Origin of the sequence: uncultured Dokdonia sp., from assembly GCF_947492535.1 — a bacterium.
In the GTDB taxonomy this organism is placed as follows: Bacteria; Bacteroidota; Bacteroidia; order Flavobacteriales; family Flavobacteriaceae; genus Dokdonia.
On record NZ_CANLNH010000001.1, the window covers coordinates 505338 to 520629 of the forward strand.

14 protein-coding genes are annotated in these 15292 nt (G+C 33.9%); 9 read left to right on the forward strand and 5 right to left on the reverse strand.

All coding sequences use genetic code 11. The features are described 5' to 3' along the window. The first annotated feature begins 6 nt into the window (after positions 1-6). The 3 genes from Q1A60_RS02310 to rlmN all read left to right on the forward strand — a co-directional run bounded on the left by Q1A60_RS02310 (position 7) and on the right by rlmN (position 3602). Complete coding sequence (locus Q1A60_RS02310; protein WP_299763563.1) at positions 7-1260, forward strand: 3-phosphoshikimate 1-carboxyvinyltransferase; 1254 nt, start codon at positions 7-9, stop codon at positions 1258-1260. Positions 1261-1381: 121 nt separating this feature from the next. Then, positions 1382-2431: a tRNA preQ1(34) S-adenosylmethionine ribosyltransferase-isomerase QueA gene (queA, locus tag Q1A60_RS02315; RefSeq protein ID WP_299763565.1), complete on the forward strand. Its 1050-nt coding sequence runs from the start codon at positions 1382-1384 to the stop codon at positions 2429-2431. A 130-nt stretch (positions 2432-2561) separates the two neighbouring features. Beyond that, positions 2562-3602, forward strand: coding sequence for a 23S rRNA (adenine(2503)-C(2))-methyltransferase RlmN (rlmN, locus tag Q1A60_RS02320; RefSeq protein ID WP_299763567.1), 1041 nt, complete (start codon positions 2562-2564; stop codon positions 3600-3602). Positions 3603-3643: 41 nt separating this feature from the next. On the opposite strand, the gene Q1A60_RS02325 is transcribed toward rlmN, so the two are convergent. Then, a complete protein-coding gene (locus Q1A60_RS02325) occupies positions 3644-4234 on the reverse strand; it encodes a hypothetical protein (RefSeq protein ID WP_299763569.1) in 591 nt (196 codons plus the stop codon). Between the two features lie 150 nt (positions 4235-4384). Here Q1A60_RS02325 and Q1A60_RS02330 point away from each other — a divergent pair, with 150 nt between their 5' ends. The 4 genes from Q1A60_RS02330 to cysD all read left to right on the forward strand — a co-directional run bounded on the left by Q1A60_RS02330 (position 4385) and on the right by cysD (position 8096). Beyond that, positions 4385-5362, forward strand: a complete 978-nt coding sequence (locus Q1A60_RS02330; RefSeq protein WP_299763571.1) for a polyprenyl synthetase family protein — start codon at positions 4385-4387, stop codon at positions 5360-5362. A 71-nt stretch (positions 5363-5433) separates the two neighbouring features. Beyond that, complete coding sequence (cysQ, locus tag Q1A60_RS02335) at positions 5434-6249, forward strand: 3'(2'),5'-bisphosphate nucleotidase CysQ (protein WP_363322564.1); 816 nt, start codon at positions 5434-5436, stop codon at positions 6247-6249. A gap of 346 nt (positions 6250-6595) precedes the next feature. Beyond that, positions 6596-7198 (forward strand): adenylyl-sulfate kinase, encoded by a 603-nt coding sequence (cysC, locus tag Q1A60_RS02340; RefSeq protein ID WP_299763573.1) that lies wholly within the window; start codon positions 6596-6598, stop codon positions 7196-7198. Continuing rightward, a complete protein-coding gene (gene cysD, locus Q1A60_RS02345) occupies positions 7191-8096 on the forward strand; it encodes a sulfate adenylyltransferase subunit CysD (RefSeq protein ID WP_299763575.1) in 906 nt (301 codons plus the stop codon). Before cysC ends, cysD begins: the two co-directional genes overlap by 8 nt. Positions 8097-8160: 64 nt before the next feature. On the opposite strand, the gene Q1A60_RS02350 is transcribed toward cysD, so the two are convergent. Together Q1A60_RS02350 and Q1A60_RS02355 are read right to left on the reverse strand one after the other, a co-directional pair. Then, a complete protein-coding gene (locus tag Q1A60_RS02350) occupies positions 8161-9417 on the reverse strand; it encodes a GTP-binding protein (protein ID WP_299763577.1) in 1257 nt (418 codons plus the stop codon). Between the two features lie 144 nt (positions 9418-9561). Beyond that, complete coding sequence (locus Q1A60_RS02355) at positions 9562-10347, reverse strand: T9SS type A sorting domain-containing protein (RefSeq protein ID WP_299763579.1); 786 nt, start codon at positions 10345-10347, stop codon at positions 9562-9564. Between the two features lie 121 nt (positions 10348-10468). On the opposite strand from Q1A60_RS02355, the gene Q1A60_RS02360 reads away from it, so the two are divergent. Further along, entirely contained in the window at positions 10469-10624 is a 156-nt protein-coding gene (locus tag Q1A60_RS02360; protein ID WP_299763581.1) for a hypothetical protein, read from the forward strand. 12 nt (positions 10625-10636) lie between these two features. Beyond that, positions 10637-13180: an alkaline phosphatase family protein gene (locus Q1A60_RS02365; RefSeq protein WP_299763583.1), complete on the forward strand. Its 2544-nt coding sequence runs from the start codon at positions 10637-10639 to the stop codon at positions 13178-13180. Between the two features lie 65 nt (positions 13181-13245). Here Q1A60_RS02365 and accD read toward each other — a convergent pair whose 3' ends face one another. Next, positions 13246-14103, reverse strand: a complete 858-nt coding sequence (gene accD, locus Q1A60_RS02370) for an acetyl-CoA carboxylase, carboxyltransferase subunit beta (RefSeq protein WP_299763585.1) — start codon at positions 14101-14103, stop codon at positions 13246-13248. A gap of 49 nt (positions 14104-14152) precedes the next feature. Continuing rightward, complete coding sequence (fbaA, locus tag Q1A60_RS02375) at positions 14153-15220, reverse strand: class II fructose-bisphosphate aldolase (RefSeq protein ID WP_299763587.1); 1068 nt, start codon at positions 15218-15220, stop codon at positions 14153-14155. Between the last annotated feature and the right edge of the window lie 72 nt (positions 15221-15292).

A 15292-nucleotide genomic window follows, 5' to 3' on the forward strand; every position in this document is an offset into this window, starting at 1 on the left:
TAGAGTATGCTTCTTAAAACACAAAATACAGAGACACACCTTACGGGTGCTATTGAAATAACAGGGTCCAAAAGTGAAACCAATCGCTTGTTATTATTACAAGCCCTTTTTAAAGGACTTGCCATAGAAAACCTTTCTAACAGTGACGACGGTATGTTGATGCAAAAGGCGTTACAAAGTGATTCTGAAGTGATAGATATTCATCATGCAGGAACTGCCATGCGTTTTCTTACTGCCTACTTCGCTATTCAAAAAGGACGTAAAACACTATTGACGGGAAGTACACGTATGCAAGAACGTCCTATTGGGATACTTGTAGATGCTTTGAGATCACTGGGTGCTCAGATAACGTATCAAAAAAATGAAGGCTACCCGCCGCTTTGTATTGAAGGAGTTTCTTTGACAAAGAGCGAAGTAACCTTGCAAGCTAATGTAAGTAGTCAATATATCTCTGCATTAATGCTTATTGGAGCAACATTACCAGATGGATTAACAATAACATTGGAAGGTAAAATAACATCTGTTCCATACATCAATATGACATTGCAACTTTTACATCAATTAGATATAAAAGCAAGCTTTGAAGGACAATCAATTAAGATTTTACCAGCAGCATTAGGTGAATTTAAAAAAACAATCACTGTAGAGTCAGATTGGAGTAGTGCTTCTTATTATTATAGTTTAGTCGCTTTGATGCATAGATACAAGGATAGTAGCCCTACACAAATTACGATTTCTAGTTATAAAAAGGATAGCTTGCAAGGGGATGCTGTTCTTGCAAAAATCTATACAGAATTGGGTGTGATTTCTCACTTTGAAAATCATACACTTACATTAACAGTAGATACCCGAAAAGAGCTTCCTGAAACACTAACACTAGATTTAAGTAATAGTCCTGATATAGCACAAACCATAGCTGTAAGTTGTTTTGGTTTGGGAATTGCATGTGATTTGACAGGTTTGCATACACTTAAAATCAAAGAAACTGACCGATTAGAAGCACTTAAAGCAGAAATTACAAAATTAGGAGGAACTATTGAGGTGACAGATAAAACACTCCATCTTAAAAAAAGAAATACTGCTATAAAGGAAAATTGTACTATTGCTACCTACCATGATCATAGGATGGCTATGGCATTTGCACCTCTTGGACTATGTGTGCCTATTTGCATAGAAGATGCTGGTGTTGTGTCAAAATCATACCCTGATTTTTGGGAAGATTTGAAAACTTTAGGGTTCAAACAAGAGATAATTGGTTAATTACTTGACAACCCCTATCTCGAGATTGTATATTTGCCATCTTGTAAAAACGATTGTGTTGTTATATACGCTTTCGCGAAAGCAAATAAATACCATTCATAACTAAAAACATTGCCAACGGATGAAATTATCGCATTTCAACTTTAACTTACCAGAAGAACTTCTTGCAGAACGTCCCGCTGAAAATCGTGATGAATCAAAATTAATGGTTCTTAATAGAAAAGAGCAAACCATAGAACATAAAACGTTCAAAGATTTGATTGACTATTTTGAGCCACAAGATGTCATGGTTTTGAATAATACAAAAGTATTTCCTGCACGTCTTTATGGAAATAAAGAAAAAACGGGAGCTCGTATAGAAGTTTTCTTACTTAGAGAATTAAATTCAGAAACACGTCTTTGGGATGTTTTAGTAGATCCTGCACGTAAGATTAGAATTGGAAATAAGTTATACTTTGGGGATGATGAAAGTCTTGTGGCAGAAGTAATAGATAATACGACTTCTAGAGGACGTACACTACGTTTCTTGTACGATGGTTCTTATGAAGAGTTCAGAAGAAAGCTTACTGATTTAGGAGAGACACCACTTCCTAAATACATTAAAAGAGATGTAGAGCCAGAAGATCAAGAGCGTTACCAAACCATTTACGCAAAAGAAGAAGGAGCAGTAGCAGCGCCTACAGCGGGTCTGCATTTCTCAAGACACTTATTAAAACGTCTTGAGATTAAAGGAGTTAATTTTGCTGAGGTTACATTGCATGTAGGATTAGGAACGTTCAGTCCAGTAGAAGTAGAAGATTTATCTAAGCATAAAATGGACAGTGAAGAAGCATATATCCGTAAGCCAGCCACAGATACAATCAATAGAGCTATCGGAGAAAAACGTAGAATATGCGCAGTGGGAACTACTGTGATGAGAGCACTTGAAAGTGCTGTGTCTAGTGCAAATACCTTAAATGAATTTGAAGGATGGACCAATAAATTTATTTTCCCTCCTTATGATTTTAGTATAGCAAACTGTATGATTACAAACTTCCATACACCAAAATCTACATTATTAATGATGGTATCTGCATTTGCAGGACATGACTTAATGAAGAAAGCATATGATGAAGCTATCAAAGAAGGATACAAATTTTATTCTTATGGTGATGCTATGCTCATCATCTAATTTCCGTGAAGACGGAAATCTATTGTGAAATCAAGAATCTTTAAAAAGATCTCATATAAAAAAACTCAAGTAAATCTACTTGAGTTTTTTTATACCCTGCTATTCCTTGTGAAAACCCTAAATTTGCATCGTGATTACACAGAAAAAAGACATCCGTAAATTATCTAAAGAAGAACTTCGAGATTTTTTTGTTTCAGAAGGAGATAAGGCCTTTCGAGGGAATCAAGTATACGAATGGTTGTGGCAAAAAGGGGCACATAGCTTTGATGATATGACCAATATATCAAAAGCTACACGTGAACTTTTAGATACTTATTTTGTAATCAATCATATCAGAGTAGATCAAATGCAGCGTAGTAGTGATGGTACTATTAAAAATGCAGTGCAATTACATGATGGATTGGTCGTAGAATCAGTATTAATTCCAACAAATACAAGAACAACTGCCTGTGTCTCTTCCCAAGTTGGATGTAGTTTGAATTGTAAGTTTTGTGCTACTGCCCGCTTAAAACGTATGCGTAATTTAAATCCTGATGAAATCGTAGATCAAGTGATGGTCATAGATCGTCAGAGTAAGTTATATCATGATAGGCCTTTGTCTAATATTGTCTTCATGGGCATGGGAGAGCCTCTTATGAATTATAATAATGTACTAAAGGCTATAGATAAAATCACCTCTCCAGAAGGATTAGGGATGTCTCCTAAACGTATTACTGTATCTACATCAGGAGTTCCTAAGATCATTAAGAAGATGGCAGATGAAAATGTAAAGTTTAATCTTGCAGTTTCTTTACACTCTGCATTGGATGATGTGCGTACAGAGATTATGCCTTTTAATGAGCAAATGCCTTTACAAGAGTTAAAAGAAGCGTTACAATATTGGTATGCAAAAACGAAAAAGCGTATTACCTATGAATATGTCGTTTGGAATGGAATTAATGATCGCAAAGTAGATATTCAAGCCTTATTGTCATTTTGTAAGGCCGTTCCTAGTAAAGTAAATCTTATAGAATATAATCCTATAGATGATGGGCAGTTTCAGCAGGCATCTCCAGAAGCAATAGATAATTATGTGAATACACTAGAAGCAAATGGAGTCACTGTAACTGTGAGGCGTTCTAGAGGAAAAGATATTGATGCCGCTTGTGGGCAATTAGCAAATAAGCAATAAAGAAATAAGATCTCTATTGCTTATTGATACTAAAGTTATTTTTAATTTCCGTATGTTATCTTTTCGACAGTATAATAAACAGTGTATATTGTGTTTTCAGTTTCCGGTCCATCAAAAGTAAAGTCTAACCCTACATAATCTATTCTTAAAAAGTAAGCTTGATTTGTTGAGATAAAACCTGGTAATGCATCATATGTAGCATCTATATCACAAGCAGTTTCTCTATATAAAATATTAGCGATATCTACAGGCATTTCTGAAAAAATATCAATTCCCGTATCAATTCCGTCTAGATCAGAAATAGGGAAAAAAGTGACTTCTCCTGAGCTTACAGTTTCTCTATTTAAAATTTCTCTAAAAGCAAATTGTCCTAATTGACTTCTTCTTCTATTGAATTCTGTTCTTAAAGAACGCGCCATTCTAACACCAAAACAAGTATTAAATACTGGATTATTACAAGTAGTGTCAAAAAAAGTGCTTTCTGGACTTGTAAATGGATCTTCTAAAATTAAATTACAAGAAGAACTAACTGTTGCAACGCTATTTGACGTAGTAAGACTATCATCAAGTTCGTCTCTTTCACAAGAAACGATAACGAAAGCACATGTGAGTATTAAAACTAATTTTTTCATAATAAATGTTTTTAAGGTTATAATTGCTTAAAAATAAGAGACATCCTCTTGTTGGAAAATAGTAATTGTATAAGCGTATTTATCTATTTCATATTTGTAAGTATTATTTATTGATGTTTTAAAACTGCCATTTCCTTATCTTTGGTTTTTATGAAAGTTGTAGCGCAAATCAAAGAACCTATATCCTATGAGATGGAACTTTTTGAAGAAAAGTTTGCTCTCTCAATGCGCTCAAAAGTAGCCTTGTTAAATCGTATTACACATTATATTGTAAATAGGAAAGGAAAGCAAATGCGACCTATGTTTGTGTTTCTTGTTGCTAAGATGATGGGGAATGGGCAAGTAAATGACCGTACCTACCGAGGAGCTTCTGTAATAGAATTAATCCATACTGCCAGCCTTGTGCATGATGATGTGGTAGATGATAGTAATAGACGACGTGGTTTTTTCTCTCTCAATGCATTATGGAAAAATAAAATTGCCGTTTTAGTAGGAGATTTTCTATTCTCAAAAGGATTATTACTATCTATTGATAATGGTGATTTTGATTTGCTACAAATTATTTCGGTGGCTGTACGAGAAATTAGTGAAGGAGAACTACTCCAAATAGAAAAAGCTAGAAAGCTTGATATTACGGAGGAGATCTATTACGAAATTATACGCCAGAAAACAGCAACACTGATAGCTGCATGTTGTGCTCTTGGAGCTTGTGCTGTTCATGCTTCCAAAGAAGAAGTAGAAAAGTTGAGACACTTTGGGGAGCTTATAGGTATGGCTTTTCAGATTAAAGATGATCTTTTTGATTACGGAGATGATAAGATTGGAAAACCTACAGGCATTGATATAAAAGAACAAAAAATGACACTACCGCTTATTTATGTTTTAAATAAAGTATCTGTTAAAGAAAAAAACTGGCTTATCAATAGCATTAAAAACCACAATACCAATAAAAAGCGTGTAAAAGAAGTAATTACGTTTGTAAAAGATCATGGAGGATTGGAATATGCAATTACTAAAATGAAGGCTCTGCAACAAGAAGCTTTAACCATTTTACATGGGTATCCTGAGTCTGAATACCGTGACTCTCTAGAGCTTATGGTAAACTATGTGATTAATAGGAAGAAGTAGAAAAGTGGTTTGCTTGCTGATTACGCTTTCGCGAAAGCGTATATATCTAACATCTAATACTCAAAGAATCAATGATGAAATCGTATTTATATACAGCAATACAAGCTGCAATTGATGGTGGTAAAGCCATCATGGAAATATATGCAACAGATTTTGATGTGATCATCAAAGATGACGAATCTCCTTTAACCATAGCAGATAAGAATGCAAATGCTATTATTAATGAGTATTTGAAAACAACACCTATTCCCATAATAAGTGAAGAAAATAAACAGTTGGCATATACAGATAGAAAAGACTGGGATAGCTGTTGGATTGTAGATCCATTGGATGGAACAAAAGAATTTATAAAACGCAACGGGGAATTTACAGTCAATATCGCATTAGTGCGTGAAGGAGCCCCCTTTTTAGGGGTTATTTATATTCCGGTGTCTAAAACCTTGTACTTTACTTCTGAAGCAGGTACAAGCTCATATAAGTATATGGTAGATGTGACTAAGGAAATTAATGTAGAAGAAATCGTTACAAATGCCACTGAAATTTCTCCTTCAATAAAGGAAGACAGCGTTAAAGTTTTGGGAAGTCGTTCTCATCTTAATGATGCGACAAAAGGATTTATTTCAGAAATAGAAAAAAACCATAAGGTAGAGATTCTCTCTAGAGGAAGTTCTTTGAAATTCTGTGTTATAGCAGAAGGAGAGGCCCATATATATCCTCGTTTTGCTCCTACAATGGAGTGGGACACAGCTGCAGGACATGCTATATGTAAAGCCGTGGGTGTTGAAGTAATTGATCAAGAGACACAACAACCGCTACAGTACAATAAAGAAAATTTATTAAACCCTTATTTCTTGGTAAATTCTTTGAAGAACCCTTCTTTTAATTAGTGTAGATTGTATATTTAAGAAATTATAGAATCAACACCCATTTAATTTTAAAAGCTCGTATTAAAAGTGTAGGAAAAAGTAATGAAGTTGAATAATCTACTAACACTGTGCATTGCTCATCTTTATTATTCACTTAAGAAGAGTTTACGGCAGTTGTACTACGTCACATATGTGAACCTCATTACAAGCATAAATATAATAAGAAAATAATAATTGTAGTTATTTTTTATTCTAAAAACGCTATGATTATATTGCATAGTAATAGCTGCGGAATATATGAGCAAGGAGTTTAGAATGAAAAAGGACAAGCTAATAGTGCAAAATTTTATAGTTAAATAGATATAACATGCAGGAACATATAATTCCACATAATTTTAGTGTTGATATTGAACAGCTTAAAGCTATAAAGAATCATAACCCTTTTCTGATATGGTTTACAGGTCTGTCTGGTTCTGGAAAATCTACGATTGCAAATGCATTAAATCAGTGTTTGCTAGAAAAAAAAATCCATACCTGTATACTAGATGGGGATAGTGTGCGAAAAGGGTTAAGTAGTGATTTGACTTTTTCTCCAGAAGATCGTAGAGAAAATATTCGGCGTATTGCAGAAGTGGCTAGCTTAATGATTAATCATGCGGGTTTAGTTGTATTAGGTGCTTTTATTTCGCCTTACAAAAGAGATAGAGAACGTGTTAGAGAAATTGTAGGAGCAGATAAATATATAGAAGTATATGTAAGTACGCCTTTAGAGGTTTGTGAAGAGCAAGATGTAAAAGGATTATATAAAAAGGCGAGAGCAGGACTTATAAAAGACTTTACAGGAATAGATGCTCCTTATGAAGTACCTTCAACTCCAGATATAGAAATTGATGCTACAACCTGTACAATAGAAGAAGCAGCTTCTGTTGTGTTAACGTATATTGAAAAGAAACTAGTGAGTAATGGGTAAATACTATTTAAACTATTTGGACGAATTAGAGTCAGAAGCAATTTATATTTTAAGAGAAGTTGCGGCACAGTTTGAAAAGCCTGTGATTCTTTTTTCAGGAGGAAAGGACTCTATCCTAGTAACATACCTTGCCAAAAAAGCCTTTTACCCGGCTGCGATTCCATTTCCGTTATTACACATTGATACAGGGCATAATTTTCCTGAAACGATACAATTTAGAGATCATTTAGTACATACGTTAGGTGTACAGTTACTTGTAGGGTCTGTTCAGGAATCTATAAATCAAGGAAGGGTTTTAGAAGAAAAAGGGCAACATGCAACGAGAAATGCATTGCAAACAACCACATTGTTAGACGCTATTGAAGAACATCATATAGACTGTGCAATAGGAGGGGGAAGACGTGATGAGGAGAAAGCGAGAGCAAAAGAACGATTCTTCTCCCATCGTGATGATTTTGGGTCTTGGGATCCAAAAAATCAACGCCCAGAATTATGGAATATCCTGAACGGAAAACATTTTGAAGGTGAGCATTTCAGAGCATTTCCAATAAGTAATTGGACAGAGATGGATGTTTGGAATTATATACTTAGAGAACGTATAGAGGTGCCTTCACTATATTTTGCACATCAACGTAAAGTCGTGTGGAGAAATGAATCTTGGATTCCGGTATCTGACTATTTAATTAAAAGAGAAGGAGAAGAAATTCAATCAAAAAAAGTACGCTTTAGAACCCTTGGTGATATAACCATTACGGGTGGTTTAGAAAGTGATGCCGATACGCTTGAAAAAATTGTAGCTGAGGTAGCGATGATGAAACAAACGGAAAGGGGTAACCGTGCAGATGATAAACGTAGCGAATCTGCTATGGAAGATCGAAAAAAACAAGGCTATTTTTAAGCTTTCATGCTTCGGTAAACTCAGTATAAAACGTCTTCCTTGAAGAAAGCGTATAATCTTAGAACTATAATATCATGCCAGCAGCCACGGTCTCATGGGTGTTGTCATCTATCAAAATAAAACTTCCCGTAACACGATTATCTCGATATTCATCTATTAATAAAGGACGTGTTGTCCTCACTTTAATACGGGCAATGTCGTTCATTTTTAAATCTTTATTCTCTACCTCTCGCTGATAAGTGTCAATATCTATTTTGTATACTACTTCCTTAATCATTGCTTTTTGTTCATTGGTAGTGTGAAGTATAGTATATTTTGTTCTTGGACGTGCTGTATGTGTATGTAACCAGCAAATCATTGCATCAAATTCTTGTGTTTGTTTAGGAGTGTTATTTTTTTTGATAATCATATCTCCTCTACTTACATCAATATCGTCTTCTAATGTAATCGTAATAGACATAGGTGCATAGGCTTCCTGTAAAGGTCCATCACTTGTGTCTATTGATTTGATCGTAGAGGAAAAGCCAGAAGGAAGTATCGTTACTTTATCATTAGGTCTAAAAATACCACTTGCTACACGACCTGCATACCCTCTGTAATCAAGGAAGTCTTTGCTTTGAGGTCTTAACACTGTTTGAACAGGAAAACGAGCATCTATTTTATTAATATCACTACTAATATGCATATGTTCTAATGTATATAGTAATGGCGCATCCTGAAACCAAGGCATGTGTTCAGATCTATTAACTACGTTATCTCCATGTAAGGCACTAATAGGAATAAAACGAATATCTTTTACATATAATTTTGAAGAGAACTCTTCAAATTGAGAACGGATAGTATCATAAACTTTTTCAGAATAATCAACCAAATCCATTTTATTGATGCACACAATAATATGTGGTATTTGTAGTAAAGAAGCTATGAATGCATGTCTTTTGGTTTGCTCAATAATTCCATGGCGTGCATCTATTAATATAAGGGCGACATTTGCCGTAGAAGCACCTGTCACCATATTACGCGTATATTGAATATGGCCTGGCGTATCAGCAATAATAAATTTACGTTTTGGAGTGGTAAAATAGCGATACGCTACATCTATGGTAATACCTTGTGCTCTCTCATCTCTTAACCCATCTGTAAATAAAGCTAAATCTATATTTTCATGACCTTTGCGTTTACTTATAGATGATACAGATTCTAATTGATCTTCAAAAATAGCTTTAGAGTCATATAAGAGTCGTCCAATAAGCGTACTCTTTCCATCATCTACACTCCCAGCTGTAGTAAAACGCAGTAATTGATTATTATTTATGATCATGAATTAGAATTATGGAGTGAATATACTAAATATGCAAAGTATATAAAGAGATGTTTTTTAAAATATATTTTATATGAGATTATATAAATAAACATAAAAAAAGCGACCCTAAGATCGCTTTTTTATGTTTATGTGGTAGTGTTGTTATTTTACAAACTTTATAGCTTGTAATTTACCTTCTACGGCTACTGTTGCAATATATACACCAGTGCTTAATCCATTAAGATTTACAGTTTCTGTTGTGTTAGATAATTTCTGAGAAATTACCTTTTGACCAGAAATACTGTGAATAGTAACAGCTTCTAATGGAGTTCTAGCATTTAATGTAAGAACGTTATCAGAAACAAAAGAAGAGAATCCTTCAATAGTGTTATCTTCTAAAGAAAGTGCTCCTTCTCCTGCCATGATAGATTCACCAGCTACTGAATTAAAAGCAAAATCTTTAATGGTCATTTCGTTACCAGCAGCAATAATATCTAAACGAGCCCATCCATAGAACGTTTCTCCTCCAACATTGATAGATAATCCCATATAACCGTCAGTAACTCCTCCACACCATTGGCTATTTGGATAGTTACAAGAATTAAAGTTATTATCAGCTCTTGCAGCAGTAACAAATGAAGCAGCAGCATCTATAACAGTTCCTTCCGTTAAATTCGAACCGTAGTTGTATCCACTAGCAGTAAACCCAACAAATCCATTAGAACTTAAGGCATACATTACAGCGCCGGCAGAATTGAAAATTTGAAAATCAAAATCGTTTGTTCCATCTCCATTTAAATCAACCATAAAAGATTCTGAAGCTGGACCCATTGCTTGATCAGGGTCAATATCTGTATAGACGATTTGCCCACTAGCATCTGCAATTCCCATAAGGGCAACAGACATAGCTCCGTAATTTAATAATTTTTTTGAAGTAATTTTTTTCATGAATAAATTGTTTATGTTAGTGATCTAATTACTATTTTACCGTATGTAAAATTAAGGTTCGATCTTACAAATTAGAAATAATTTTTAAGACAAACAAATATTAATAAAAATAAACTTTGGTATGGAGAATAAAGAACTGGGTAAAAAAATGAAGGTCAGCTTGTCTAATATGCCTATTGATAGTTCATTAGGGCATCTTGCGATTGGAGATATTGCGTTTGTTGAATGGAGAAAATTAAAAATAGCAAATGGGATTAAAAAAGGAACAGCTAAATAAAGAGGGTAAATAATGGGCAAGAAAAAATTATTATTGATAGGTTGGGATGCTGCAGATTGGAAAATTATAGGTCCGTTGATGGCAAAAGGGCAGATGCCTGCTTTAAAAAAAATGATAGAAAATGGAGTTCATGGTAATATAAGTACCATGAATCCTCCATATTCTCCAATGTTATGGACGTCTGTAGCTACTGGAAAAACAGCAGATAAACATGGAGTATTAGGATTTATTGAAATAATGCCAGATTTGGGAGGAGTACGACCTGTTACTGCACATTCCAGAAAAACAAGAGCTATATGGAATATCTTACATAATCAAGGATATAAAAGTAATCTAGTAGGTTGGTGGCCTAGTCATCCTGCAGAACCTATTAATGGAGTTGTTATCTCTGATAAATTTCAAAAAGTAAATATAGATCCTAATATTCCAAGCCCTCTTGATGAAGAGACAATACATCCAAAAGATGTAACAAAGGATTTTAAGGATTTAAGAATGTTTCCTTTTGAAATAACAAAAGAACATATTCTCCCTTTTATGCCAAATGCTGCCAAGTTAGATCAAACAAAGAATAATGGAATTCAAACTTTTGCAAAAGTTATGACAGAAAATGTTTCTGTTCATAATGCAGCTACACGATTATTAAGGACATCAGAGTGGGATTTTATGGGGGTGTATTATGATTTAATAGATCATATGTGTCATGGTTTTATGAAGTATCATCCTCCAAAATTAAAGGCAATCTCCGAAGAATTTTACGATATATATAAGGACATGGTAGCGAGTGCTTATCGTTTTCAAGATATGATGCTAGGTCGTATGTTAGAATTAATAGATGAAAATACGACAGTGATTGTTATGTCTGATCATGGTTTTGAATCTGGAAGTAAACGCATATTGAAAATGCCCAAAGTACAAGCCGCAGCTGCTTTAGAACATAGGCAGTTTGGAATGTTTGTCGCTATGGGACCTAATATCAAAAAGAATGAAAAGGTATTTGGGTTGGGATTGATGGATATCGCACCTACCATTTTACATCATTTTGGACTCCCTATAGGTAAAGATATGGATGGGAAAGTATCCTTAGATATTTTTAAAGAATTTAAAGAACCCGTTTTTATTGACAGTTGGGATACTATATCTGGTGATTTTGGTGAATTGGGGAAAAATAACTCAACAGCTACTTTTTCAGATCAAGATGCAATGGAGCAACTAATAGAATTAGGATATATAGAACGTCCTGATGAAAAAAAGGAAGTAGCAATTTTGAAAACCAAATGTGATTTAAAACATAATTTAGCAAAAGTATACTTAGGTAAAAAAGATTATGAGAAGTCTAAAGAATTGTTATTAGAATTAATCTTAGAAGAAGACCCTATTGATGTGACTCCTTATTATATAGATTTAATCAATATAAGTTTACATAATAAAGATTTTGAAAAGGCTGAAAACTATCTTGAAGAAGTTAGGAAATTAGGAAATAAAGTTGGATATAATTTATTTCTTATAGAAGCAGAAATATATGAAAAGACAGGACGATTACTAAAAGCTTTAGATTTACTTGAGAAAGTAGAAAAAATAAGATCAAATTCTGAAGTTTTATATAGAATTGGAAAAATAAAATATCAATTAACAAGATTTGAAGAAGCTAAAACTGCTTTTGAGAATGCAATAAAAATTGAATCAGATAGAGCAAAATATCATAGGGCTATTGCAGAAGTTTATATAGAGTTAGGTGATTACGAAGAAGCTGTAGATTATGCACTAACAAGTATAGAATTAGTGAGGTTTTATCCTGCAGCTCATTTTGTATTAGGTAGAGCTCTAGAAAAATTAGGTGATTTAGAAAATGCTAAAATTGCGTATGAAACAGCAGAAAGGTTACAGCCAAAAAACTATGAGCGATCAAAGATAGCTAAAGAAAATGTTATAGAGTTACAGCATTTATCTGCAGGAAATTCAGAAAAGAAATATTTTAAGCATGATAAAAATCAGATAGTTGTCGTTTCAGGATTACCTCGCTCAGGGACATCTCTAATGATGCAAATGCTAGCCAAAGGGGGACAAGAAATTTTGACAGATAAAAATAGAAAAGCTGATGAGTCTAATCCTAAAGGGTATTATGAATATGACCCAGTTATGTCTATCCATAAAGATAATTCTTGGTTAGAAGAGGCAAAGAATAAAGGGGTTAAGATTGTGGCTCCGTTGCTAAAGTATTTGGATACTAAATATAGATATAAAATTATCTTTATGGTTAGAGATTTAAATGAAGTGGTTAAATCACAACAGGTAATGCGTGGTAAAGATTCAAATACGATGCCTTTAAAACTTTATGATGCATATCAAAATTTGTTAAAAGGGGTTGATCTATGGAAGGAAAAAGAGCCTGGAGTAGAGATGATTTATATAAATTATAAAGAAGCTATAGAGAAACCTGAGGATGTAGTAGAAAAAGTTGTCGAGTTTATTGGAAAAGAGAATTTAGATAAATCAGCCATGGTACGTTGTGTTGATAAAAAATTATATAGAAATCGATCTAAGAAGGTTGAGAAGTGATTTCGTTTACAACAAAAAAGGGTTGCCTAATTTTTAGGCAACCCTTTTTTATTTATAGTAACTATTTAAGCTCTTACAGCTCTATTTAATATCAAATCTAAATATAGATTTATTTTATTTTTCAGCTCTTGACGAGGTGTAATAAAATCTAAAAATCCATGTTCTTGAAGAAATTCAGATGTTTGAAAACCTTCAGGTAATTCTTTACCTGTAGTATCTCGTACTACGCGAGGTCCAGCAAATCCGATTAATGCACCTGGTTCAGAAATATTAATATCTCCTAACATTGCAAAAGAAGCTGTTGTTCCTCCAGTAGTAGGATCTGTACATAAAGAAATATACGGAATACCTGCATCTGCAAGTTGTGCTAGTTTGGCTGATGTTTTTGCTAATTGCATTAAAGATAAAGCAGCTTCCATCATACGTGCGCCTCCCGATTTTGATATGATCATAAACGGAATATTGTTTTTAAGAGAATAATCTGCAGCACGTGCAATTTTCTCTCCAACCACACTTCCCATAGAGCCACCTATGAATCTAAAATCCATACAAGCAATTACAATATCTTCTCCTTTAGATTTTCCTACAGCAGTACGAACAGCATCTTTAAGACCTGTTTTCTCTTGTGCTTCTTTCAATCTATCGGTATACTTTTTCTTATCCTCAAACTTTAAAGGGTCTTTAGAAGTAAGATTTTTGTCTAATTCTTTGAACTCATTATTATCAAAAAGAATCTCAAAATATTCCTTACTTCCTATACGTACGTGATATCCATCTTCAGGACTGATATAGAAGTTTTTTTCTAATTCTTCTGTGTCTACAATTTTACCTGTAGGAGACTTATACCAAAGACCTTTAGGAGTGTCTTTTTTTTCTTCTGTAGGAGTTTGAATTCCTTTGTCTTTTCTCTTAAACCAAGCCATAGTGAGGGTGTATTTATGAGTTTATACTATACGCTTTCGCGAAAGCGTACTATAATGTATTTACATTATTTAAATCTTCAAAAGCTTTTTCTAGTCGAGCGCGCATAGTACCTTCTGCTTTACGCAACCATACACGAGGATCGTAATATTTCTTATTAGGAACATCATCACCAGTAGGGTTTCCTATCTGAGATTTTAAATACTCAGCATTATCATTAAAATAATCACGTATTCCTTCTGCAGTAGCATATTGAAGGTCTGTGTCTATATTCATTTTAATAACACCGTAGCTTATTCCTTCTCGTATTTCTTCTACAGTAGAACCACTACCTCCGTGAAAAACAAAATCTATATGATTGTGTTCTACACCATATTTTTGTGTGATATGTTCCTGAGAATTTTTAAGAATTTTAGGAGTAAGTTTTACGTTACCAGGTTTGTATACACCATGTACATTTCCAAAAGCTGCAGCAATCGTAAATTGATCACTTACTTTAGAAAGCTCTTCATAGGCATATGCAACTTCTTCTGGTTGTGTGTATAATTTTGAATCATCTACATCCGTATTATCTACACCATCTTCTTCACCTCCTGTAATACCTAATTCAATCTCTAGCGTCATATCCATCTTTTCCATGCGCTCAAGATATTTTTTGCAAATCTCGATATTTTCTTCAATAGGCTCTTCACTTAGATCGATCATATGTGAACTAAATAATGAATGTCCATGTTCTTTATAGTAAGCTTCACTAGCATCAAGCATACCATCTATCCATGGTAATAATTTTTTTGCGCAATGATCTGTGTGAAGTATTACAGTAGCACCGTATGCTTTTGCAAGTTCGTGTACATGCTTTGCACCTGCAACAGCACCTGCAACAGCTGCTCTCTGATTATCGTTATTTAACCCTTTCCCTGCATTAAATTGAGCTCCGCCATTACTAAACTGTATAATCACAGGAGCGTTAAGTGCAGCAGCAGTTTCTAATACTGTGTTAATACTATTTGATCCAATAACATTTACAGCGGGAAGTGCAAATCCCTTTTCTTTTGCATAGTTGAAAATCTTTTGCACTTGGTAACCGGTAGCGACTCCCGGTTCGATAGAATGAGCCATAATTTTGATTTATGTTTAAGTTGGTAAAAATAAGAAATTAAATAGTAAAATAAAGAGAAACAAAATCGAATT